This is a genomic window from Legionella sp. PATHC035 (assembly GCF_026191115.1).
GTDB lineage: Bacteria > Pseudomonadota > Gammaproteobacteria > Legionellales > Legionellaceae > Legionella.
Genome location: NZ_JAPHOT010000001.1, coordinates 449,079 through 472,581 on the forward strand (window position 1 = coordinate 449,079; position 23,503 = coordinate 472,581).

Consider the following 23,503-nt stretch of genomic DNA (forward strand, 5'->3'; position numbering starts at 1 on the left):
ACCTTAAATTTTGCTGTGTTTCACTCAAGCTACGATTTTTAAAGAAGAATTAGAGTGTTTTCTCCATAGTTTTATCTTTAGTTTTTAAATTCGCTGCATCCAAAGCAGGTGAATCGAATTTTTCCTGAAGCAAAGCGATAATTTCGCTTGGATTCAATTTATTTGAACTCAATTCTGTTCGACTCGAATCGCCATACGTAATGAACACATCGGGATGTAATGATTTGAATTCCTCAGAACCTACAAACTCATTATAAGCTGGAATTGAATTGGTCCAAAAAAAGGAGCCAGTTTGTCCAATTGCCCCCATGAACGATTGTCCAAAGGTAAAAATGACCACTTCTTTGCCAGTTGAATAAGTATTCTTGGATTTTCCAATTTCAACTTCTTCTAAATTAATTTTCTTTCTCATACGAAAACCCCACCCTAAAGTTCAAAAAATGGCATTATATAGTTGTGAGTTTAAAAAGATAGAAATTAATGGTGAATTATTATATCAGCCTGTAATTGTTCTGTTTGGAGTTCTTTTACTACGCCCTTCGACTTTTTAATTAAACCTGGGTTTCGCTGTTGCGACTCCCAGGTTACTTCGATTTAAAAAGGTAATGGGAGATTCCATTTCATCACACTACCAGAGGAACAATTTTATAAGGAACCAGTTCACAATATTTATTCCAATCAGCTCCATACTTCGCAGAACAGCGTTTATCATCACGAAACGCCCTATCGACCAATAAAACAGTTAAAAAACAAAGATAGAAGTATGGTGCAAAATGAGTAAACAGCGCCGGCACTGACCAAAAAAATGTACCAGCAAGTTCTGGAATGTAATGGAAATGTCTGGCTATTCCCCACCATCCGGAAGCAAGTAATATCGTTTGCTTTTTATCGCCTTCGGTAGTCTCATAATGAGCTAATACAGTAACCGGTTTTTTACCCCATACCTTACAATCACCTTGAGTAGCCCTGGCAATAAGTCGTTGCTTGTCAGCAAGATAATTAATAATGATACTTGCCAAGCCTAAACCTAAAATAAGGGTTGCCCATACATAGGATAAATGAATTGGATGCAGTACAAGATACATGCTAGGTGAAGTATAGACACAAGGTACCCATACCATACAACCCCAACAAATATAAAAACCCGCACGATCATGCATGATATCTAGGGATCGTAAATACCCCTTTTCCCACATGTAAAATTTACTGAGATAGACAAATTGCAATACAACGGAAATGAGCATGGAATTTGATAAATCCCCTAGTTCGGCTTGTTTTGCACAATAGGAAATAAGAAATAAGCCCCAACTCATCATGCCAAAACGGCAGGTAATAAATTTTTTAATGCTCCATCCTAAAACTTGAGGATAAAGCTCAGTTCCCCAATAGTAGTCAAACAAAATATTATTGGTTATGCCTGAGTCGGTTGATGAGGGATAAAAACGTCCCTTGAGATATAAAAACACACACAAAATAAGGCTAAACAAATTAAGCGCGCCAAATAAAGCCCCAAGGTTGTCATAAAGTATGGACGCCGAGAATAAATTGAGGCCAAAAGAGGCAACACAAAAAGTCATCATCGTGACGATAAATGCCAAAACACCATTATCTTTATACACAGGCACGTTGCCTTTTGGGGTAATAGGCCCATTAAAGATTTTTCCTGGCAATATCCGCATTAAAGCCAGTTCAAAAACAGTAAATATTAAAATAATTTTCCAAGCGACTGCAGAGCCCCAGAAATAAGGCCCCCAAATAGTCATGACCGTTTGAATGAAGCCGTTTTGGAGCAGTAACTCCCAAAGAGCAGATAAAGACCCTTGAAGATGAGTGTTGGTATACCACATCAACATAACAAAAACGGGGCATGTAAGAATGAGAAATATGGGGCCTAAGGTATTCCTAATGTTGAAATTCATAATGCTTCCTTACATTTAAAAAAGGCTAAGGAGGATCATAATACATGAAATTTTGGCATTTAGTATCTATTAATTTTTGGGTAGGAAGAAAATAAATTAGCGAACGGTTGATTCGAATTTACACAATAAAAAGAGAAGCGTACCTATTTGCTTTAAAGGGTAATTTAATATTTAATTTAAGTATTACCCATTCAAAAAAATACAAACCATGTCCAAATATCGCATAGAACGCATGACGCGTGACGAAGTTTCAGTCGCTGTGGAATGGGCACGAAAAGAAGGTTGGAATCCAGGCTTAAATGATGCAGAGTGTTTTTATCAAACCGATCCGCAGGGTTTCTTCGCTGGTAAATTAAATGGTCAAATTATTGCGGTGGGTTCTGCTGTAATTTATGACGAACATTTTGCTTTTTGTGGTTTTTATATAGTCGATAAAAAATACCGCTCTCAAGGTTATGGGATGGAGTTAACTCGCGCACGTTTAGCTTATGTTGGAGATCGGAATGCAGGTATTGATGGTGTACTCGCTATGGTCGAAAATTATGCAAAAATAGGCTATCAATTCGCCCATAGTAATGCCCGTTATGCATTAGAGCACTCACAGTTAAGCCCCAAAATCGATTCGCATCTAGTTGATCTAAAAAGCGTATCGTGGGATCAGATACTCCAATATGACCGTCACTATTTTCCTGCCCCCAGAGCAAAATTCCTATCCGCTTGGATTCAACAAAATAAGGCATCAGCGATTGGTTATATTAAAGAAAATCAATTAAAAGGTTATGGTGTCATTAGAAAATGTTTTAAGGGTTACAAAATAGGTCCATTGTTTGCAGAAAGCCCTTTCATCGCCGAAAAACTTTTTGAACAATTGGTTGATTATGCTCATGGTGAGACTGTCTATCTGGATATTCCAGAAAATAACCCCTTAGCGGTCGATTTAGTCAATCAATATCGCATGACTAAAGTATTTGCTACTGCACGAATGTATTTAAAAGGAGCACCAAAACTGTCTAACGTGGGTATTTATGGCGTTACCACTTTTGAATTAGGATAACCATGAGGGATTTAGTGGGCTATGGGCCAAAAGACAAAAATTTGTACTGGCCAAATAAAGCAAAGATTGCCATCAATTTTGTAATTAACTACGAAGAGGGAGCTGAATTAAGCCCAATGAATGGCGATGCACACGCTGAAACGAGTGGTACAGATTTTCCATTTGTTCCAAAAGCCAAAGGCCAAAGAAATTTCAGTGTAGAATCCTTTTATGAATACGGTAGTCGAGTCGGAATATGGCGTCTTCTACGCCTATTCGATCACTATAAAATACCTCTTACTTTTTTTGTCTCAGGTCAAGCATTGATACTGAATCCCTTATTTGCTAATTATCTTGCCGAACGGGATCATGAGGTAGCGGGACATGGATGGCGCTGGATAAATTACACCCATATTCCTAGACGAGTTGAAAAGAAGCACATCCTTTTGTGTGTTGAAACGATAGAAAAACTTACTGGACATAAACCGAAAGGCTGGTACACAGGTCGGCGCAGTGAAAATACACGGGAGTTATTGCTTGAGCTCGGCGGTTTTACTTATGACTCAGACAGTTATGCTGACGAATTGCCTTATTATATTAATAAACATCTCGTAATCCCCTACACTCTGGATTGCAATGATTTTCGATTCACTACAACGCCTGGCTTTTCAAGCGCCCAACAATTTTATGACTCGTTGATGAATACATTTCATTATCTTTATCAGGAAAAACGTCTTGCCATCATGACCATAGGCTTACATCCACGCCTGAGCGGAAAACCCGACCGTTGTCTTGTCTTAAAACAATTTTTAGATCATTTAACCCAGTATCAGGACATTTGGATCACAAAACGTATCGATATAGCTCATTTTTGGATGCAAACTTCCCTTCCATAGGTTAGTCCTTGGCCTAACATTTCCTAAATACCAATTCATCATGCGGTTTTTGTTGGGCCAAGGCCCAACTTACAATTTGTTGAACTATATAAAATTGAAAACAGATAATCCCTGTATCATCACAAAACTTTGTTGGGCGACTTCCAAATTATATAACTCTTGTTTAAATTCAGAAGCGGCGACTATAGGATCGACTTCTTGTAATCGCTTCAATGTAATTTTGCTTTGTTCAATTAAATCAGTGTTTGCTACATCCGCATGATCTAACTGATTTAAACGAGCGCCCAAATTGGCTCGAGCATCCAAGATGGTGCTTAATGCACTATCCAATTGCGCCAGTAGTTGATTGTTCACGGTTGTTGCTGCTGCCTTTTGCGCTGCGGTTGAATAAGGTTGATTCAAGTTATTTATCATATCCTGTATTGTGGCAAAAACAGAGTCATTCTGAGAGGGAGTGATCAAAAAGGCGTCTCCAGGTGCAGGTGTACCTGAAACAACCATTGCCATGCCGTTGAAACTAACGGTCATTCCTTCCTCATATAAAGGTGCATCATCAGGTAGTCCTGATGGAGGAATAACATTACCACTTGCTGCACCGCTGACCATAACAACCAGATTACCTTGTGAATTCAATGCAAAGCTCATTGTATAATTGTCTGGCACATAAGCTGAAGGATCAGATACAGAACCTGCAGTTACTGTTGCAGTTCCTGTATTAAGAGTTCCTGTTTGTTTAATAGCAAATTGACCATTCCCATTAGGAATACGCATAAAAAGACCATCGCCAGGATCATTGATGGCCATTTGAAAACTACTCCCAACGAGCTGGAAACGCTGTGTGCTATCCCCATTATAAACATATTGCCCTGAGGCATTCATTGAAAAGGGTAATGTAGCGGTTTGCCCACCACTAAACATATAATCACCATTAATATCTTTTGTATTGGCATAATCGACCAACTCGTTCAAGATGATAGTCGCCTCAATTGCTAATGCCTTACGATCCTCTTCAGATAAAGTGGTATTACCTGCCTGAACCTGAATATCACGCAATCGTTGTAAACTCGTTGTGCAATCATTTAAGACCGATTCCTCCATACTCAGCGCACTATCCGCACTTTCACGGTTTTTTTGCAGGAGTTCGGTAAAACTGATGCGCTGGTTCATGAGCTCAATTTGCGCAAAAGCGATAGGATCATCTGATGAATAACGCACTCTTAAAAAGTTTTCCTCGAGCTGCTCCTGAAGTTTAGCTACCTGTGTTTGCTTGAGTAATAAACTATCAATACTATTCCGATAAATTTGATTGGTTGAAATACGCATTTATCACCTCATTATTTGAAAGAGTAAGTCCATCATTTGATTGGCGATTTCCATTAACTTTGCTGCAGCTTCATATGCTTGCTTGAACTGTAATAAGTTTTCTGCTTCCTCATCAAGATTTACACCACTGATACTATCCTGATAATCAACAGATTGCTTATATAAAATCTGAAACGCATCAGAACGATTTTTAGCCTCATTGGTTTGGCTTCCTGTCTCAGAGAGCAAATCAGAATAAACATCAAAAATTGTTTCAGTGCCGTTGGAAAAAATATTTTGTTGTTGAATTCCAGCTAGCAGTAATCCATTGCGGTTATCACCATACCCCCCCTGATTGTACTGTGCAGTAAACTGATCTCCAGCATTCGGTGCCCCGGATAAAGTAATGGAATAAGATGGGTTGGTAGCATTTGGAATCTGAATCACATTATCGGTGTTGGGAACAAATGGGAGTGGCCCCGTTGTAATACCATCAGTAACATTGATCAGATTGAATTGAGTGGGAGAAATAAAATCAATAGTATATTGTTTCGTGACCTCAGTAGTATTTAAAATAGGACCTAAAGCTATTTGGCCTTGACCAGTGTTACTGAGAGATGCACTGGTTTGCACGGGGGATGCGAGGGCTAACTGACGAGGATCCTTCATTAGCAAAGCAAATTTGTCCGCTGCGCCACGTGTCGGCATGATTGTAAACGAATCATTATTTCCTAAATTACCGATGTTATCTACAGTAATGGTCATGCCATCAACTACAATTTGTCCGGCGGGTGGAGCTGGGGGGTTGCTTGTCCAATTTAAGGTCTCTGCGGAGCCGTCAGAATCACGAATGAGTGTTACCTGATTCAACCCTGCATTAGTGACAACTAATTGATAATCAGTAATTTTAGTTTGTGTTATGTCAGAAATGTTCACTGACAATACTCCAGATCCTGTATTTGTCGCTGCTGCAACTGAGCGATTGAGTTGCATAGCCAGAGTATTGTAATCAGTAAAAATGTTCTGTCCCAGTTGGTTATTTAAATCCATACCTAAACTATTCTGAGCATTGAACGTCTGTGCCAAACCAATTGCCATTTGTCCTATAGTTTGACTGGCTTTAGATAAAATATTTCGTTCATAACTCAATAGCCCCCCCAAAGTCCCACTGGATAATTGATTGGTTATTTCTGTTTGTCCCGCACCATTATCCAATAAAACATGAGTACCCTGCGCTGTTATTGGGTCAAAACTAACTGATAAAGCTCTTTGAGTTGTTCCGATCACTAACATTTGACCACTACCAATCCCCACATCCACCATCCCGTTATCCTGTTCTACTACAGTTAAATCAGAATACTGGGATAATTCTTTGAGTAATTCATCGCGTTGGTCCAGTAAATCAGGAGAGTTCGGCGAGTTGGTTATTTGCGCATTAACTGCTGCAAGACTGGAAGTTAATTGATTAATTGTATTTGCTATTTCTTTAATCTGCGCTGTCGAGTTTGCTTGATATTCATCCAGATTTTGCTGCAAAAACAAAAATTGACTTGCCAATAATTGACTTTGACTCATCATCACATTGCGTGAGGCTACATTGTCTGGTGCATTGTTTAATTGACCTAATGAATCGAAAAAGGACTGCAAAGATACAGAAAGACTGCTGCCATCTTGAGAAAGTAGTTTATTAATTTCCAAGGCCTGCTGGTAAAAAGTATCATATTGGGATTTAACACTTAATGTACTTCTTACTTGGGCATTCGCAAATTGATCTACGTTACGATACACATTGTTCACAGCCACGCCTGTACCGATAAAAGATCCTGCAAAACTTCTGACTGGATTTGGAGCAAATTGAATGCTTTGTCTTGAGTACCCTCCTGTTTTGTAATTTGCAATATTATTTCCAGTAACACTCAATGCGTTTTGAAAAGCATTCATTCCTGAATAAGCAATACTTAGTATTGACATAATTATTTGCTCCCTGACCTATTCTTCAAACGTCCTGCAAAAATGTCCTATTTTTTATTACACCATTTTTATTAAGCACAATCCATCACAGCAAAAACCCCTTTAAACTTGTTCTGCTCGCTCGCAACGTTGTATTGCCTGATTTAATTCATCTCCATGATAAATGGATAAAATTTTTGTACTGTAATCAGGATCGGTGGCATAGCCCGCCTTATGCAGCTCATTAACAAACAGTTCGGGATTTGCGGCACTGGCTAAAGCATTTTGATATCGGTCATTTCCTTTAATTAAAGAAATATAATCATTAAAGCTTTGCTCCACAGAGGGGTATTTTCTAAATGATGCATTGATTTTAATCGGTGTGTCTGCAATGTATTCCGTTGTTGTCACATTAACTGAATCAAACTCTTTGCTGTTACCTGATTTAATGTTGAATAAATTGTTACTGCTGGCCCCATTAGCATCCTTTGTAACAAATTTTCCCCACCCTGTTTCTAATGCGGCTTGAGCCATTAAAATTTTAGGATCCAAACCAATAATTGATGCGGCTTGTTTGGCTTTGGGCCAGATCGATTTGACAAACTCATCAATGGTGCTCGTTGATTTGTCTTGCTCTTGTTTCACAGGCTTTGCGGATATTGAGTCAGAATTAACCGTCTCTGTTCCTCTTTTTTCTGTTGGTTCTGCATTAGGCAAATTATGCTCCATTTGTTTTGCAAGCATCTCGGCTAAACCAACACCTTTAGAATTGGCAATAGTACTAGCATATTGAGCATCCAACATATCCTGAAAGGTTTCCCTGTCCTTACCTCTAAATGGACTCGATTCTTCAAGAAAATGCTGTCCCATACGCATGCTTTTCAGCATGGATTGCAAGAATATCCCTTCAAATTGTTTCGCTGCCTCAGGTAAGGCCTCTTTTGCATTATTTTGTGCTTGAACTTTGAGTTCATTCAATGCACTAAAATCACTGGTTGCAATTCCCTGTACCGTCATCTTAATCCTCTATCTTTATGGATCCTGTTTACCAATATAATCCTAGCTATATCACGATTAAAGTAGCATTTAAAGCACCCGCTTGTTGTAGTGCTTCAAGTATCGCGATCACATCAGCAGGTGTTGCTCCTACAGCATTAATACCTCGAACGATATCCTTTAATGTAACACCCGGTGGTAAAACAAAAGCATGATTATTTCTTTGTTCAATGGAAACTTGTGACTGTTGGGTCGAAACCGTACGTCCACGTGCAAAAGCATTGGGTTGGCTTATCACAGGGGTTTCAGTCACGCTCACCACTAAATTTCCATGTGAGACCGCCGCTGATTTGACAATCACATTAGAAGAAATAACCACCGTTCCTGTACGCGCATTAATAATAATTTTTGCTATTGCCTCAGCGGGTTTAAATTCAATATTTTCTAACACTGAAACATAGTCGACACGCTGGGACATTTTTTTGGGGGCAGTTACAACGACCGATGTCGCATCTAAAGCTCGAGCAGTTCCTGGTCCCATCATTTCATTAATGGCATCGCACATGCGTTTTGCTGTTGTAAAATCAGGCATGTGTAAATTGAATGTTAATTCTTTTGTAAAATAAAAGGGATTAGGTATATCGACCTCAATAGTCGCACCATTTGGGATTCGTGCTCCACTAGGAACATTTACGGTAACACTGGTACCATCGCTTCCCGCTGCACTTACCCCGGAGACAATCACATTTCCTTGAGCCACTGCATAAACTCGCCCATCAGCTCCTTTCATTGGGGTCATCAATAAGGTGCCGCCTAATAAGCTTTTAGAATCACCAATAGAAGACACATTAACATCCATAGCTTGTCCCTTTTTCATAAAAGAGGACAAACTCGCAGTCACCATAACTGCTGCCATATTTTTTGAATTAAGCTTAGTTCCCGGTTGGATGTTTACCCCTAATTGGGTCAGCAAGTTTGCAAAAGTATCTTCGGTATATCGTGTTCCGGTTTTATCTCCAGTACCATTTAAACCAACCACCAAACCATAACCTACTAGTTGGTTGGTGCGAACACCAGCCAAAGTAGCAATATCTTTAATTCGCTCACCATAAACCTGATTTGCAATCAAGTTTATCGCCAACATCCATGTAATTATCAGCAATCGCCGCATTACAATTTTTCCTTTTTAATTGATAATGGTTAAAAGCACCCATAGTGAACCGCGCTGCTTTACCCCTGCTTTGTCTCTTGACCATTCCTGCTTAGCCAGGAATGGGATGATTGTTTCTACAAAGTCCTTTATCTCAAATTAAGTTGGGAATAATGGACCCCACATAAATCGCGACAGCCAACCCTGTGCGTTTGTATTGTTGACTTGGCCTGTGCCACCATATGCAATACGCGCATTTGCTAAACGGTCTGAGGTGATGGAGTTATCCGCTCTGATATCCTGAGGACGAATAATCCCTGATAATCGCACATATTCTTCCCCTTGATCGATTTTAACCCACTTTTCGCCTTGTACGACCATATTACCATTGGCCAACACTTGAGATACGGTAACTGAAATACTTCCTGCTAATTTATTATTCTGTACCGCTTGTGCAGATCCATTGAATTGTCGTTGATTGTTCAAGTCAAAATCCATGCTGTAACCACTACCAAAAGAAATAGGCCGTCCTAAAAACAGTTTGTTCTTGACTACGTTGGTATCTCTTTTCATCTGCTGCAGTGTTGCGTTTTTTGATGCGTTCGTACTTTCAACTAAAAATACTGTAATTATGTCCCCTTCGTGTCGCGCTCTTGGTGTTTCAAAAAGTGGTAAGGCAGTTTCCGCGCTATAAATTGCACCCGACTCTTTCCTTAATTCCTTGGGGTCAGGTGTGGTAGGATATGTAGGCGCAAACTCTGGATCCTTCCCACGCTGAGGAGGATTTAAAAGTTCACACCCACTCAAAAGAATCGCAAAGGAGCTTGCAACAAGCAAATTAAATAATTTCATCAATGAAATCTTCTTAAACGGTTTGATTTAAGTATTGCAGCATGTTATCCACTGTCTGGATACCCTTTGCCGTAATCTCATAGCTTCTTTGTGCTTGAATCATATTGACTAGCTCTTCAACCACATTCACATTCGATGCTTCTAGAGAACCTTGTAACAAGGTACCAACACCTGAATTTCCTGGGTTATTTAATGTGGCTGCACCGCTTGAAGCCGTCTCTGTAAACAGGTTTTGTCCAATAGGTTGAAGTCCTGCTGGGTTAGTAAAATTCGCTAATTGAATGGTTCCAAGAACAGTAGGAGTATTACTTCCAACTACTGTAGCGCTCACCACCCCTTCCGTACTAATCGTTACACCCAGAGTCTGCGCAGGAATATTTATTGCGGGTTGCAATGGATACCCATTCATATTAACGAGCTGTCCTGTACTATCAACTGTAAAAGTACCATCGCGGGTATATGCTTGGGTACCATCAGGCATCAATATCGTAAAGAAACCTTGACCTTGTATCATCAGGTCATATGGATTGCGTGTATTTTGCGCACTCCCCTGTTCAAATATTTTTTCAGTAGCAGCTAAATGAACTCCTGACCCTGCATTAATCCCTGTTGGAATTAAAGAGTTCTCGGAAGATTGAGCCCCCGCCTGGCTTGTATTTTGATACAGTAAATCCTGGAATATTGCTCTATCCTTTTTAAAGCCAGTTGTATTGACGTTTGCCAAGTTATTGGCAATTGTAGAAATATTTTTTTCCTGGGCTTCCAAGCCTGATTTACTTACCCATAATGCTGGTTCCATGGAGATCCCTCCGCAATTGTTCTTTCTTGTAAACTAAAATGGGGTTATTCGTGCAATACTTGTGCCAATTTTAAAAAATTGTCTTCGACCGTAGACATTACTTTCATGTGGGCATCATACTCACGCCCAGAGGTAATCATTTCTACCATCTGATCAATCGCGTTAACGTTCGAGCCTTCAATAGCACCACTTCGTACCTGAACACTGGCGTCAGCAGCAGCGGGAGTACCACCATTTTTTAATTGGTAAAGCCCCTCTGAACTCTTAACAATATTATTTTTATCTAGAGTAACAAGCTTAATTCTATCTAATACTGCGGCGCTATTGGGGTCGCCACCGAGTGGCACAATTGTAATCGTACCATCAGCACCAATGTTTATTTCTTGAGCTGGAGGAATTGAAATAGGTCCCCCATTACCCAAAACAGGATGCCCAGAGGCAGTTGTTAATAACCCATTGACATCCAAGCGTAAATTTCCAGCCTTTGTATACCCCTCTTTGCCCTGTCCATTACTCACTGCAAACCAACCGTTACCCTCAATTGCAATATCAAGGTTTCGTCCAGTTGTCGTAATATCGCCAGGGCTCAGATCCAGTGCATTCTGCTTTTGTATCGCAAAGGCTGCGCCGCTGTCCGATCCACCCATATTTGCATACATGGTTTGAGCTTGATACATATCCGCTTTAAATCCAGGAGTGTTTACATTCGCCAAATTATTGGCGATTATTTCCTGACGCTTAAAACCAATTCGTCCGCCACCTGCAGCATTATATAAGATAGGATCCATGAGTTACCTCCTAACGCATATTAATAATTGTCTGTGTGATCGCATCCCCTGCACGAATGGACTGCGCATTCGCTTGGAAATCACGTTGTGCACTAATTAAATCGACTAATTCACTGGTCAAATCCACATTAGATTGCTCCAACATACCCGATTTAATCGCACCTAATCCACCTGTTGTGCCCACTCCGATCAAAGGCTGACCTGAAGCTGCAGTTTGTGCCCAAGAAACATTCCCTACATTTTGTAAGCCTGTAGGATCAGCAAAATTAGCTAATTGAATCTGCCCCATAGCCAAGGACTGACCATTGGTATAAATACCCAGAATTAGTCCGCTGTCATCAATATTCAAGCTCGCCAAACTTCCAGTTGTATAACCATTTGATGAGGTTGATTGAACAGCAAATGGGCTACCAAACTGCGTGCTGTTTGTTAAATCAATACTTAAACTTAAAGGATCAGCACCATTATTTAGATTAAATGCCAATGGAATGAGATTATTGGCTATAGGAGCGCCTCCAGGACTCGCAACTCCTACAAAAGTTCCATCCGTATTAAAATTCATCTCAAACAGGTTCGCGGTGTTGCCAGTCCCTGCAATAGGAGGAACATCTTGATTGTCGATTTGGAATGCAACATACCATTGATTTTGTGTGCCTGGAGGAGTTGCAGCATTAGGTTGTCCTGATGCCGCAGCAGAGTCAGCTTTGATAAAATACATACTCAATACGTGAGAATTTCCTAGGCTGTCGTAAATAGTCAAGGACGTAGGATTATTATACGAGCTACTAAGCGGTGTTGCGCCACCAGTCCAGTCAACTGCTGGGGCTGTACTTTGCGAATTCAAATTAACCCCGGTGTTCACTGTGCTGCTTGCCTTAGGACTTATATTTGCTGTATTTATCTGTAATTTCCCTGATGTCCCAGTGATATTTCCTTGTCCATCCGTAAGTAGTCCAGTAAGATATTGTCCATTAGCATTGGTAATATAATTTTGGTTGTCCAAGCTAAACTGACCAGCACGTGTATAGACTGTCCCGCCTCCTGGATTCTCCAAAATAAAAAATCCAGAACCGTTCACTGCCAAATCCAGACTGTTTGTACTATTAGTCAAATTTCCTGATGCAAACTGTTGTTGAACCGAAGTTAACATTACCCCACCACCGATGGATGTACTGCCTGCACCAAAGCTACCGTAACCACCAAATGAGTAAATATCACCAAAATCTGCTCGCGATCCTTTAAATCCTACTGTAGAAGAGTTTGCGATATTATTTCCTATAACGTCCAAATTACTTGTTGCTGCCTGAAGTCCACTTAGCGCTGCGTCAAAAATCATTTTAGCCTCCTGCTTTAAACTGATATTTGTCTTACCTGATCCAATGATATTGGTCCAACTCCTGCAACATTTAATTTTAAGCCTTCACCATTTTGACCAAGGCTTACGCTATCAACATTTGCAGAGGTCATTGTTTTTAAAGACACCTCTTTCCCTCCATAAACGGCATGGACATCTACCTTATATTTACCTTCTTTTACGCGATTATTGTCTCCGCCCGTACCATCCCAGCTGAATTGAAAAAATCCAGGTGTAGGTTGGCCTAAGGAAATTGTCTTTATAAGTTCTCCAGTATCTGAGTAAATAGAGGCACTCAAATTACTGAGACCTGGTGGGATATCTACTGCTGCCTTTGAATCACCCTCTGCACCCAATTGAAGGGTATTACTATTGACCAAAACCTTACGACCAACCAAAGCTGACGCTTGTAACGCCTGATTTGATTGGAGCGAGGTAGCCATCTGCTGTAATGATTCTTGCATTTTAGTAACCCCATCATTGGTGCTAAACTGAGCCAACTGGGATAAAAATTCACCATTCACCTGAGGTTGCATGGGATCCTGATTTTGAATTTGAGCGACCATCAAACGTAGAAAATCCTGTTGTCCCAAACTTTTCTTTGCTGAAGAATCAATTTGATTATACGGTAGATTCGATGCGTTCGTCCCATTAACCGAATTTGTTGTCATTCCTATTCCTCCCTTTATTCACCCAGCTTTAAGGTACGCTGCATAAGCTGTTTTGTTGTATTAAGCAATTCAACATCCATTTGATATGACCTTGAAGCTGAAATTACGTTTGCCATCTCTTCAACATAATTTACATTCGGTGTATAAACAAAACCTTGTTTGTCCGCTAGGGGATTATCAGGTGCATAGCGCTTTATAGGGTCCGAAGTCGTCTCATAAGTCCCTTTTAGCTGAACGCCTCCTGATATTTGTTCTCCCATCCATTGATTCGCATGTTCCTGAACTGCTTTAAAAATAGGATATTTTGCTTTATAAACTTCATTCGCATTACCTGACTCTACATTAGCATTACTCATGTTCTCAGCGCTAGTCGTCAAACGCGCTGTCTCAGCAGTTAATGCGGAACCTGCAATATTAAATATCGCGCCTAATGTCATGATTATTCTCCTTTCAACGCCAGCATCATGGATTTAATTTTATTATCAAGAAAACTCAGGCTAGCCTGATAGTTAAGCGAGTTATGTGCAAATTCTGTGGTTTCTAAATCTTTATCTACCGTATTCCCATCTAATGACATTTGCGAAGTCACTCGATATTTCAAATTCGCTGAAAAATCGGCATTCGCATTAATGTGTTCTGGCGAGGTAACCTGCATTTTTTGTGCTCCACCAGCCATACTGGCAGCTAAAAACTCATTGAAATCGATATCTTGAGCTTTATAATTCGGCGTATTGGCATTAGCCAAATTGTTTGCCAACTGCGAAGCTCTATGTTCGCGTGCTACTAAGGCTTTAGCGTGTATTCCAAAATAGGTATCAAGATCTAACGCCATAGTTCCCCCTCATAAAGTAAGTACAACTAGAAAAGCAAACATTGTGCCAATTTCAAATAAGTGAGAAAATAAACAGGTTATAACCTGGGGAGCTCAACCATGTCACAAGACAACACCCTTCCTGAACATGCGATACACCAAGTAAAAACCTATCTGCTGCAATTGCAAAATACCATTTGTTCGAGACTTGAAAATTTGGATGGCCAAGCTCGATTTATTGAAGATGCTTGGGAGCGTCCTTCTGGAGGTGGTGGAATTACCCGTGTTTTGACTCAAGGTTCCGTCTTTGCAAAAGCAGGTGTCAATTTTTCCCACGTCTCTGGAGAAAAACTTCCTGCCTCAGCCAGTGCACACCGTCCCGAATTAGCAGGAAGACACTTTAATGCCCTTGGTGTCTCGTTAGTCATTCACCCTGATAATCCTTATGTACCCACGTCACATGCGAATGTTCGTTTTTTTCTTGCAGAAAAAGAAGGCGCTGACCCCGTTTGGTGGTTTGGTGGTGGATTTGATTTAACCCCCTATTATGGATTTGAAGAAGATTGCATCCATTGGCATCAAACTGCATTACGTGCCTGCCAACCTTTTGGCAAATCGATTTATCCTCACTTCAAACAATGGTGTGATGATTATTTTTTCATCAAACATCGAAATGAAGCGCGTGGTATTGGTGGTTTATTTTTTGACGATTATAATGAAATAAGTTTTGATCATAGTTTTTCCCTGATGCAAAGCATAGGCAATCACTACATTGAAGCTTACGCGCCCATAGTGGAGCGTCGCAAATCCCATCCCTTTGGTGAAAGAGAAAAAGCATTCCAAAATTATCGAAGAGGACGCTATGTAGAATTCAATTTAGTCTATGACCGCGGTACTTTATTTGGATTACAGTCCAACGGCAGAACCGAATCCATTTTAATGTCCTTACCCCCCGAAGTCACGTGGGAATACAACTGGCAACCTGCAGCACAGAGTGCGGAAGCGAAACTTTATACTGATTTTCTGCCAGCGCGTGATTGGTTAGCCTCGAGACAACCATTGAAATTAGATTAGGATGGGCTAATCTGGCTACAATACTGAATTCAATAGAGGTTGGGCCCTTTGCCCAACCGGCATTTTATTGATTCAGCCTTGATTGTTTCTTTTCATTTTTTTCTATCACATTCATGGCAAAGCCACCCTTCTTAAATAAATGCGAGCAAGAGCTGCAGCTATGGCGTTGAGTAGACTTAAAATGAAAAAAATTTGTGGAATTGCCGCGCTAAAATGCAAGAGACCAATGACCATAAATGTCCCCACAACCATAAATAACGAGTTATAAATATTATTGGTCGCAATAATTCGTGCTCTAGAGTCGGGTGGACTCATCACCTGTAAATAAGTATACAGGGGAACAAGAAAGAAACCTGAACTAAAGGCCAACATAAACAAGTCAAAAGCAATCCGCCAATGATTAAAGTGTGTGAAGAAGGTATCTAAAGAGAGTAAAGTATTTTGTTCCATTGCATTAGGTGAGGCCCAATACAGATCCATTGAAAAACAAGTAAAGGCAAACATAGCCCAAGGAACCATAGCCAGATTAATCCGGCCTTGAAAAATAGAATTAACCGCTAGAGAGCCGAATGCTATGCCTAATGAAAACAATGCCAGGAATAGTGCAAAAACAGTATTATTTGCTCCTAAAACATAATTCGTGTAGTCCGGTAGTTTAGTAAGGATTACTGTCCCTAACAGCCAAAACCAAGATAAAATTAAAATACATAATAAAATACCAAAATGCTCGGTAGCCAGCTTCAACATTTGATAAGTGGCACGCCAAATCTGGATATCAACCTTAATCGATTTGGATGTCGAAGGAGCCCTGGGTATCAACATGCTTGAAGTTAACCCAGCAAGAGCAACAATCACCGTTAAAAATACTGCCATGTAAGGTTTGGGATTATTTGCTCCGATGGATAAGGTACCCATGGTAGTTCCTACTAATATAGCAATAAAGGTACTTGCATCAATAAGACCTGTTGCACCTAATAACTCATTTTTGGGTAAATGATCGGGAAGAATGGCATATTTTATGGGTCCAAAAAATGTTGAGTGAATGCCTAAGCCGGTCAGGGTTATCATCATCAAAAAAATATTGCCAAAATATAGAGAAAAGCTCCCAATAATCATTAAAAATAATTCTAATATTTTAATCACCCTGGTCACTAAAGTTTTATCGTATTTATCCGCTAATTGTCCGGCAGTGGCTGAAAAAAGAAAAAAAGGCGTTATAAATAAAGCACCTGCTATTGCTTGATAAAATTCAGATTGAGCTTGGTCATGGGTTAAGTGATAGCTAATCAAGGTGAGCATCGCTAATTTGAATGCATTATCGTTAAAAGCGCCAAAAAACTGGGTAAGAAAAAAAGGCAAGAAAATTCGCTTTTTCAAAAGGTAAAAAACACCAAAGCCCATCAACATAACTCCAAAGTTTAAACGATAACCGTTCATTCATATTCATCATTAAGGATGCATACTACACTGAACGGTTATTTAATTCTGCATTTATGTTATCAACACACAATTTGCAAGCCTGCACGACTCGTTTTTAATGCTGAGGAAAGAAGATCGTTATGCTTCAATATTAAATCTTCAAGATGGCTATGAGCTTCTGCCTCACGTACGAGTTGAGACAGGCCTGTCTGTGTGATTTTATTATCTGATAAATCGACATATTTTAAATTATTATTAGATTTTAATGATTGTGCAATAAGCTCAGCACCAGCATCGCCAATTTTATTACTTCTGACGTTCAAATGAGTCAAAGATCGTGATTCAGTGATCATTGCGGAAATTTCTTCAGCGCATCGTTCATTCAAGTTGTTATAGGATATATCCAAAATTTTCAATGAAGGATGCCTCAATACAAAATAACGCAATGCTTTCATTCCATCCAGACCGAAATCATTACAGCTTAACACCAACTCACTTAATTCAGTATTTGCATCTAGGGCTTTGAGTAAGCGCTGCACACCAATATCTCGCAACCAATTTAAGGATAAATCCAAAACAGCCAGTTTTTTAGTGTTTAAAAAAGAGAAAAAATCACTCGAAATTTTATCGCCTATCCAATTGTCAGTGAATTTGATTTTGTTGAGTTCTTTACTGGGCAAAGATTCAAATATATAAGCAATGCGATCCGTATCAATATGATTCGCTTCAAATGAAATCTCATTAATTTTTGATGATAATTTCAAGATATCATGTAATGCAAAATAATCTTTATCATTCAAGCAAGAGTGATCCACACTAATTTTTTTGATTGATTTACATTGTCTGGAACCTTTTGACTGCAGATACTTCATAAGGTGAGGAATCGCTAAATGATGTTGTAGGTGAACAAGCTCTATCGCTTCTAACGTTCCGCCATCATGTTTCAGTCTAATCGTCATATTACTTCCTCTGTAAATTGAACCATGATTAAGTGTAGATGATTTTTTTCATTTGGATATCACGAATTAGAGAATTTATCATTCACTCCTATTCCCGTCATTCCGAATGTCGCGAGGGCTCTCCCAAGGGTCACGTCGTACCACACTATGGAGCTCCCTCGCTCTGTTTGGGACGACAAAAATGCACCAAAAGACGCCCTCTTAAGGCGAATAAGGTATTTCTTTAAGACGATCAAATTTGCGCGACCAAGCGAGTCAACACATTTCCGGGCCCCACCTCGATAAAGACTGTTTCACCTTGATTCTTTAAATAGCGAATTGTTTCAGTCCAGCGTACAGGATGAGTTATTTGCTTCACCAAATTATCTTTAACTGTATTGTCGCTGTAAGGTTCTGATGAGACATTAGCGAGCACTTGCGATTGAAGCGGGGCAAACTGAAAAGGGGCAATAAATTTTGCAAATTCATCAGCAGCTGATTGCATATAACGCGAATGAAAAGCGCCACTCACTTTTAAGGGCACACACATCAACGCCTCACTGGCAAGTAGTTCGTTCGCTTTGGCAATATCGACAGCAGGACCTGAAAGGACTATTTGTTTGGGCGAGTTAAAATTAGCAAAATCCACAGAATCCAATCCATTAACTTTAAGTAAAAACTTGATTCGATCCTCGGTTAAATTAATGACAGCAAGCATTCCTCCCCCACTAGCCTGCGCCATCAACTCGCCACGTTTTTGCACCAGTTTTAACCCAGTAATAAAATCAAAAGCACCCGCAGCAAATAATGCAGCATATTCTCCTAGACTATGTCCAATGAGATATTCTGGCATTGGTTCTTCCGCTGCTCTGGCTAAAAAAGAAAGGGCTTCAATAACATATAAGGCAGGTTGAGTGTATTCGGTATGACTTAATTGCTGTTTTGGATCCTCTAAACATAATTCTTTAATTGAGTATCCTAGAACCTCATCAGCTTGTTTTATTTGTTCAGGGAAATATGAAAATAATTCAATTCCCATTCCTTTTGCCTGGGAACCTTGCCCAGGAAACATATAGATAGTCATAGCACTCCTTTTCTCATATGAACATTCCTAATACAACTCATAATAATTAGAACGGTATATAAAGTCATTAAATAAATGCGCTAGAACGTCTACCCAAGCGTAAAGCAGGGATGACTAGGTAGCCCAATCAAATCAATGAAATTAATCATAAAAACTAATCATCCCGGTTATTAGTTATCCTAAATAAATAGTGTTTCGCCAAAGAATTGACAGGATCAATTTTGGGGTGAAGAAAATCTCCCTGCTCATCTCGAACCATTCCAAGCTTTTCCATAACGCGTTGGGAACGTAAATTATCAGGTACGGTAAAGGCAACTATTTCTTTTAAATTTAAAACATTAAAAGCGTAATTCAAAACAGCCTTGGCTCCCTCAGTTGCATAACCCCTACCCCAAAAAGAAAATGCCAAACGCCATCCGATTTCTACACAGGGTGTAAAATGTGCTTCCCAAACTGGACTATTTAAGCCAATAAACCCCATGAATTGGTGTGTACTTTTTTGTTCAACAGCCCATAAAGTATAATGGGCTTCAGCGAGTTGAGTATTCATCCGTTCTATAAAAGAAGTCACCATATCCATAGTCCATAGATTAGGCATGAACTCCATCACTTTAGGATCTTGATTCATAGAAAAAAATGGAGCGATATCCTCATCGCTCCAAGCTCTTAAAAATAGCCTAGGTGTCTCGATAGTGTTCATGGCAAATAAATTGTACCTTGTAAATAAAGATGACTCGTTCCATAAAGAAACACACGCCCTTCTTTAACCTCACACTGCAGCTTGCCTTGGCGGTTACCTCCTTGCATCGCATCGATATGTGATTTACCGAGTTGTTCACACCAATAAGGTGCAATAACGCAATGTGCAGAACCCGTTACTGGATCTTCTGGAACATTACATCCAGGATAAAAACAGCGTGAATAAACATCACTATTTTGACCTGGGGCAGTTAAAATTAAACCTCTATAATCCAAACGGGCTACCGCATCCAAATCAGGCTCTGCATCGCTCACGTCGCTTTCATTTTCATAAACAAACATTAAATCAAACTGACTTTTAAAGACTTTCTGAGGTTTTTTTAAATTTAACAGGTGCAGCTCGGGAGAAAGTTCAATTGAATAATAGGGTAATGCTGGAAAATCCATCATTAATCCATCTCCGTGCTTGCGTACAATGAGCCTCCCACTCTTGCAATTAAATTTTATTTCTTCTCCCTTAAATCCTAATTGATTAAAAATGACATGCGCCGTAGCTAGCGTAGCATGGCCACATAATGCAACTTCTTCATTGGGCGTGAACCATCTTATATAAAACCCCTCTTCTTGAGGAACAAAAAAAGCCGTTTCTGATAAGTTATTTTCTGCAGCAACTTTTTGCATTTCATTATCTGTGAGCCAATTATCTAAAGGACAAACTGCTGCTGGATTACCTTCAAAAAGACTGGATGCAAATGCATCCACTTGATAAATTGGTAAATTTTTCATACATACCCCTAAAACGATGATTCCATAACAAGAACGGTATATATGAAGATCTTTAGAGGAAATTCAAGAGTACTGATAGATTTTCTTTTAGATTATGTTTTTAGAATGAATTTTTAGACAAAAAACGCTATTGATTAGTTGACCACATCCTTAGATTATTCGATCAGGCTCAGTAAAAGACTTCGCCAGAACAATGATTCTGAGGTTGCAGCTATAACCAAAATTTAATTGCATGAAAAGCAAACCCAGGTTGTAGGAAATCCTTAGCCCAGGTTAAACTTAACACGCAGCGATAGCTGAGAATATTTCATTCGTTACTTTACTTATTCAGTAATAATTGTAACGTCTTGTGCCTTCAACCCTTTTGGTCCTTTATCAAGCACAAAGGAAACTGGATCATTTTCATGAAGAGTTTTAAATCCAACACCTTGGATATCTTTATAATGAACAAAAATGTCATCGCCATTTTCATTAATAATAAATCCAAATCCTTTTTTCTCATTGAACCATTTTACATGGCCCGTTTCTCTTTGCGACATTAGCTATCCCCTTTGTCTTAAGCTTTACTATCCAACTATTACAGATGTTTATTTCCAGTGTAAAAAATACTCATGATTAAAACACTGAGTTATAATAAACATTTACTCATGTAGGAAATAATTCACTACATATAGATTAGCATAGCAGTTTTTTATTGATTGTTAAGGATTTTTTTAAAAAAAATCGCGATCTTTAAATTTTTTTTCTCTACTGGAACTACATAATGAATCAGATGAAATCAGCTTTTATAAAATTAGCACTTGATTGCCAAGTATTAAAATTTGGTGAATTTACTTTAAAGTCAGGTCGGATCAGTCCTTACTTTTTTAATGCAGGATTATTTTATCAAGGAAATGCTTTACGGCAATTGGGACAATTTTATGCAAAGACGCTCACCGAACAAAAGGCTCAATTTGACCATTTGTTTGGACCAGCCTATAAGGGGTTACCTCTTGCCACCGCCACAGCAATAGCCTTGGCAGAATTCGGTCAAGAAACTACCGTTACTTTTAACCGTAAAGAGGTAAAAGATCATGGTGAAGGAGGTCAATTAATTGGCGCTCCATTAACTGGAAGAACGATTATCGTTGATGATGTCATTACTGCAGGCACAGCGTTTAGAGAGTCTCAAATTTTAATTAAAGAAAATGGAGGGCAATTAACTGGAGTAATCATCGCACTCGATCGCTGCGAACGTGGAGTATCTCAAAACTCAGCATTAGCTGAAATTAAAGCTCAAGGGATTGATGTTTATTCCATTATCACCTTATTTGATTTAATCGACTACTTAAAAAGTGTCAATCAACACGACCAGGTTAAAAAGCTTGAGGATTATCAGGCACTTTATGGTGTTAGCCTATAAGATTTTGCGCATCAATCAAAATAGTACATCTCTTTTCGATAACCTGAGGGGAGCGCAACAACATTGCTATTCCCTTCTTCTCAATAGGCAAGATGGTGACCATTTGGGGAGATAATTACCCTCCCCCCAGGCGCTCCAATGGAAGTCCGAAGCTCAACCAATATCAGTTAGTTTATCAATTTAGTTCATCGACCTTAGGTTTGCTTTTGGATTCTGGATTCAGTGCACCCCACCTCCTTAATCCCTCAGCTTGAAGAGACCAAAAAACCTCTTCCTTTTTGCCGCATCCAGGATACGGTGTTATTTAGTTACTCAAAGATTCATTCTTGCCATCATTTTTTATTGACAGTATTAAAAATAGACATTACTATCGAGTTAATGTTCTACTACATTAATACATTAATATGAAAACACATACTACGATAAAACATTCTGCTCTCCCTGATTTAATGCATGCCCTCAGCTTGCTTGAGAATAAAGAAGAAGCATTACAGTTTTTTACTGATCTATGCACCCCAGCTGAATTGGAAGCGATGGCAGATCGGTGGCAGGTCGTTCCTTTGTTGCGACAAGGTATCCCCTATCGCACCATTCATGAACAAACGGGGGTCAGTGTAACCACCATAACCCGTGTGGCGCGCTGTTTAAGTTTTGGTACAGGCGGTTATGAATTAATCGCCAAGAGATTGGAGTCATCGTGAAAAATCGTTTACGTTTAGCCTTGCAGAAGAAGGGGCGCTTATCAGAAGAGTCGTTAAGTCTTTTACAGCGATGCGGTTTAAAATTTCGTATCAAACCCAATAGCTTGCTCACCCATGTTGATAATTTTCCTATTGATTTACTGTTTGTACGTGATGATGACATTCCTACTTTGGTATTCGATGGCCTATGTGATGGCGGCATCGTTGGTGAAAATGTCTTATTTGAAGCAGCGCTTGCGAATCCAACCAAATCATACAAAATTTCAGCTGCATTAGGCACTTGTACTTGCCGTTTATCTATAGCTGTCCCTGAATCCACAGATTATCGAGGTCCTGGGAGTTTAGATGGTAAGCGAATTGCTACCAGCTATCCCAATTTGCTGAACCAATATTTGCGGAATAAAAAAATCTGTGCGGAAAGCCTCGTATTATCAGGCTCCATTGAAGTTGCTCCACGCATGGGTATGGCCGATGCGATTTGTGACCTGGTGTCAAGTGGGCAAACCTTAGAAGAGAACAAGCTCTACGAAGTTGATACCGTACTTTCCAGCCAAGCGGTATTGATCCAAAGTGATGAGAGGCCTTCCTGCATGTTTCAGGAATTGTTTGACATGCTCTCGCGCAGAATTCAATCCGTACAACAGGCACAAGAAAGAAAATACATTGTTTTTCATGCCCCAAAATCAGCGCTCGAAGCGATTGCAGAAAAACTACCTGGCGCTGAGTCACCCACCATTCTGCCTTTACCCGGAACTATGAATAAAGTGGCCGTTCATGTCGTTTCTAGTGAACGCGTATTTTGGAACACTTTAGAAACCATCCAAACCCTCGGAGCCAGTTCTATATTGGTGTTACCTATAGAAAAAATGTTGGAGTAAT

At 39.6% G+C, this 23,503-nt stretch carries 25 protein-coding genes; 6 read left to right on the forward strand and 19 right to left on the reverse strand.

Annotated elements, in window-relative coordinates:
* Positions 1-49: 49 nt before the first annotated feature.
* Positions 50-412: a hypothetical protein gene (locus tag OQJ13_RS02020; protein ID WP_265708833.1), complete on the reverse strand. Its 363-nt coding sequence runs from the start codon at positions 410-412 to the stop codon at positions 50-52.
* A gap of 211 nt (positions 413-623) precedes the next feature.
* Positions 624-1,919: a 7-dehydrocholesterol reductase gene (locus OQJ13_RS02025; protein ID WP_265708835.1), complete on the reverse strand. Its 1,296-nt coding sequence runs from the start codon at positions 1,917-1,919 to the stop codon at positions 624-626.
* 208 nt (positions 1,920-2,127) lie between these two features.
* Here OQJ13_RS02025 and OQJ13_RS02030 point away from each other — a divergent pair, with 208 nt between their 5' ends.
* Complete coding sequence (locus OQJ13_RS02030; RefSeq protein WP_265708836.1) at positions 2,128-2,973, forward strand: GNAT family N-acetyltransferase; 846 nt, start codon at positions 2,128-2,130, stop codon at positions 2,971-2,973.
* Positions 2,974-2,975: 2 nt separating this feature from the next.
* Positions 2,976-3,848: a polysaccharide deacetylase family protein gene (locus OQJ13_RS02035; protein WP_265708837.1), complete on the forward strand. Its 873-nt coding sequence runs from the start codon at positions 2,976-2,978 to the stop codon at positions 3,846-3,848.
* A gap of 84 nt (positions 3,849-3,932) precedes the next feature.
* On the opposite strand, the gene flgL is transcribed toward OQJ13_RS02035, so the two are convergent.
* From flgL to flgB, 11 genes are all read right to left on the reverse strand, one after another.
* Positions 3,933-5,171: a flagellar hook-associated protein FlgL gene (gene flgL / locus OQJ13_RS02040; protein WP_265708838.1), complete on the reverse strand. Its 1,239-nt coding sequence runs from the start codon at positions 5,169-5,171 to the stop codon at positions 3,933-3,935.
* A 3-nt stretch (positions 5,172-5,174) separates the two neighbouring features.
* Entirely contained in the window at positions 5,175-7,121 is a 1,947-nt protein-coding gene (gene flgK, locus OQJ13_RS02045) for a flagellar hook-associated protein FlgK (protein ID WP_265708839.1), read from the reverse strand.
* A 102-nt stretch (positions 7,122-7,223) separates the two neighbouring features.
* Positions 7,224-8,117, reverse strand: a complete 894-nt coding sequence (flgJ, locus tag OQJ13_RS02050) for a flagellar assembly peptidoglycan hydrolase FlgJ (RefSeq protein ID WP_265708840.1) — start codon at positions 8,115-8,117, stop codon at positions 7,224-7,226.
* Positions 8,118-8,163: 46 nt separating this feature from the next.
* On the reverse strand, positions 8,164-9,267 hold the full coding sequence (locus tag OQJ13_RS02055; RefSeq protein ID WP_265708841.1) for a flagellar basal body P-ring protein FlgI: 1,104 nt from the start codon (positions 9,265-9,267) through the stop codon (positions 8,164-8,166).
* A 138-nt stretch (positions 9,268-9,405) separates the two neighbouring features.
* Positions 9,406-10,098 carry a flagellar basal body L-ring protein FlgH gene (locus tag OQJ13_RS02060; RefSeq protein WP_265708842.1) on the reverse strand — a complete coding sequence of 231 codons (693 nt, stop codon included), beginning with the start codon at positions 10,096-10,098 and terminating at the stop codon, positions 9,406-9,408.
* 13 nt (positions 10,099-10,111) lie between these two features.
* Positions 10,112-10,897 carry a flagellar basal-body rod protein FlgG gene (gene flgG / locus OQJ13_RS02065; protein WP_265708843.1) on the reverse strand — a complete coding sequence of 262 codons (786 nt, stop codon included), beginning with the start codon at positions 10,895-10,897 and terminating at the stop codon, positions 10,112-10,114.
* 44 nt (positions 10,898-10,941) lie between these two features.
* Entirely contained in the window at positions 10,942-11,685 is a 744-nt protein-coding gene (gene flgF / locus OQJ13_RS02070) for a flagellar basal-body rod protein FlgF (RefSeq protein WP_265708844.1), read from the reverse strand.
* A 10-nt stretch (positions 11,686-11,695) separates the two neighbouring features.
* The gene (gene flgE, locus OQJ13_RS02075) at positions 11,696-13,021 is read right to left on the reverse strand and encodes a flagellar hook protein FlgE (protein ID WP_265708846.1); all 1,326 of its coding nucleotides are present in this window, start codon (positions 13,019-13,021) and stop codon (positions 11,696-11,698) included.
* A 14-nt stretch (positions 13,022-13,035) separates the two neighbouring features.
* A complete protein-coding gene (locus tag OQJ13_RS02080; RefSeq protein WP_265708848.1) occupies positions 13,036-13,710 on the reverse strand; it encodes a flagellar hook assembly protein FlgD in 675 nt (224 codons plus the stop codon).
* A gap of 14 nt (positions 13,711-13,724) precedes the next feature.
* Entirely contained in the window at positions 13,725-14,147 is a 423-nt protein-coding gene (gene flgC, locus OQJ13_RS02085; RefSeq protein ID WP_265708850.1) for a flagellar basal body rod protein FlgC, read from the reverse strand.
* Between the two features lie 2 nt (positions 14,148-14,149).
* A complete protein-coding gene (gene flgB / locus OQJ13_RS02090) occupies positions 14,150-14,542 on the reverse strand; it encodes a flagellar basal body rod protein FlgB (RefSeq protein ID WP_265708852.1) in 393 nt (130 codons plus the stop codon).
* A gap of 99 nt (positions 14,543-14,641) precedes the next feature.
* Here flgB and hemF point away from each other — a divergent pair, with 99 nt between their 5' ends.
* A complete protein-coding gene (gene hemF, locus OQJ13_RS02095) occupies positions 14,642-15,595 on the forward strand; it encodes an oxygen-dependent coproporphyrinogen oxidase (RefSeq protein WP_265708854.1) in 954 nt (317 codons plus the stop codon).
* Positions 15,596-15,706: 111 nt separating this feature from the next.
* On the opposite strand, the gene OQJ13_RS02100 is transcribed toward hemF, so the two are convergent.
* From OQJ13_RS02100 to OQJ13_RS02125, 6 genes are all read right to left on the reverse strand, one after another.
* Positions 15,707-16,996 (reverse strand): MFS transporter, encoded by a 1,290-nt coding sequence (locus tag OQJ13_RS02100; protein WP_265711870.1) that lies wholly within the window; start codon positions 16,994-16,996, stop codon positions 15,707-15,709.
* A 98-nt stretch (positions 16,997-17,094) separates the two neighbouring features.
* Positions 17,095-17,973: a hypothetical protein gene (locus OQJ13_RS02105; RefSeq protein WP_265708856.1), complete on the reverse strand. Its 879-nt coding sequence runs from the start codon at positions 17,971-17,973 to the stop codon at positions 17,095-17,097.
* A 232-nt stretch (positions 17,974-18,205) separates the two neighbouring features.
* On the reverse strand, positions 18,206-19,036 hold the full coding sequence (gene fabD / locus OQJ13_RS02110; protein ID WP_265708857.1) for an ACP S-malonyltransferase: 831 nt from the start codon (positions 19,034-19,036) through the stop codon (positions 18,206-18,208).
* Positions 19,037-19,190: 154 nt separating this feature from the next.
* A complete protein-coding gene (locus tag OQJ13_RS02115) occupies positions 19,191-19,736 on the reverse strand; it encodes a GNAT family N-acetyltransferase (RefSeq protein ID WP_265708859.1) in 546 nt (181 codons plus the stop codon).
* Complete coding sequence (locus OQJ13_RS02120) at positions 19,733-20,521, reverse strand: PhzF family phenazine biosynthesis protein (protein WP_265708862.1); 789 nt, start codon at positions 20,519-20,521, stop codon at positions 19,733-19,735. Before OQJ13_RS02120 ends, OQJ13_RS02115 begins: the two co-directional genes overlap by 4 nt.
* A gap of 323 nt (positions 20,522-20,844) precedes the next feature.
* Positions 20,845-21,060 carry a cold-shock protein gene (locus OQJ13_RS02125; protein ID WP_003631957.1) on the reverse strand — a complete coding sequence of 72 codons (216 nt, stop codon included), beginning with the start codon at positions 21,058-21,060 and terminating at the stop codon, positions 20,845-20,847.
* Positions 21,061-21,284: 224 nt separating this feature from the next.
* Here OQJ13_RS02125 and pyrE point away from each other — a divergent pair, with 224 nt between their 5' ends.
* The 3 genes from pyrE to hisG all read left to right on the forward strand — a co-directional run bounded on the left by pyrE (position 21,285) and on the right by hisG (position 23,502).
* On the forward strand, positions 21,285-21,923 hold the full coding sequence (gene pyrE / locus OQJ13_RS02130; RefSeq protein ID WP_265708864.1) for an orotate phosphoribosyltransferase: 639 nt from the start codon (positions 21,285-21,287) through the stop codon (positions 21,921-21,923).
* 404 nt (positions 21,924-22,327) lie between these two features.
* Positions 22,328-22,624, forward strand: a complete 297-nt coding sequence (locus OQJ13_RS02135; RefSeq protein ID WP_028380281.1) for a YerC/YecD family TrpR-related protein — start codon at positions 22,328-22,330, stop codon at positions 22,622-22,624.
* Positions 22,621-23,502 carry an ATP phosphoribosyltransferase gene (gene hisG, locus OQJ13_RS02140; RefSeq protein ID WP_265708865.1) on the forward strand — a complete coding sequence of 294 codons (882 nt, stop codon included), beginning with the start codon at positions 22,621-22,623 and terminating at the stop codon, positions 23,500-23,502. Before OQJ13_RS02135 ends, hisG begins: the two co-directional genes overlap by 4 nt.
* Position 23,503: the final 1 nt, after the last annotated feature.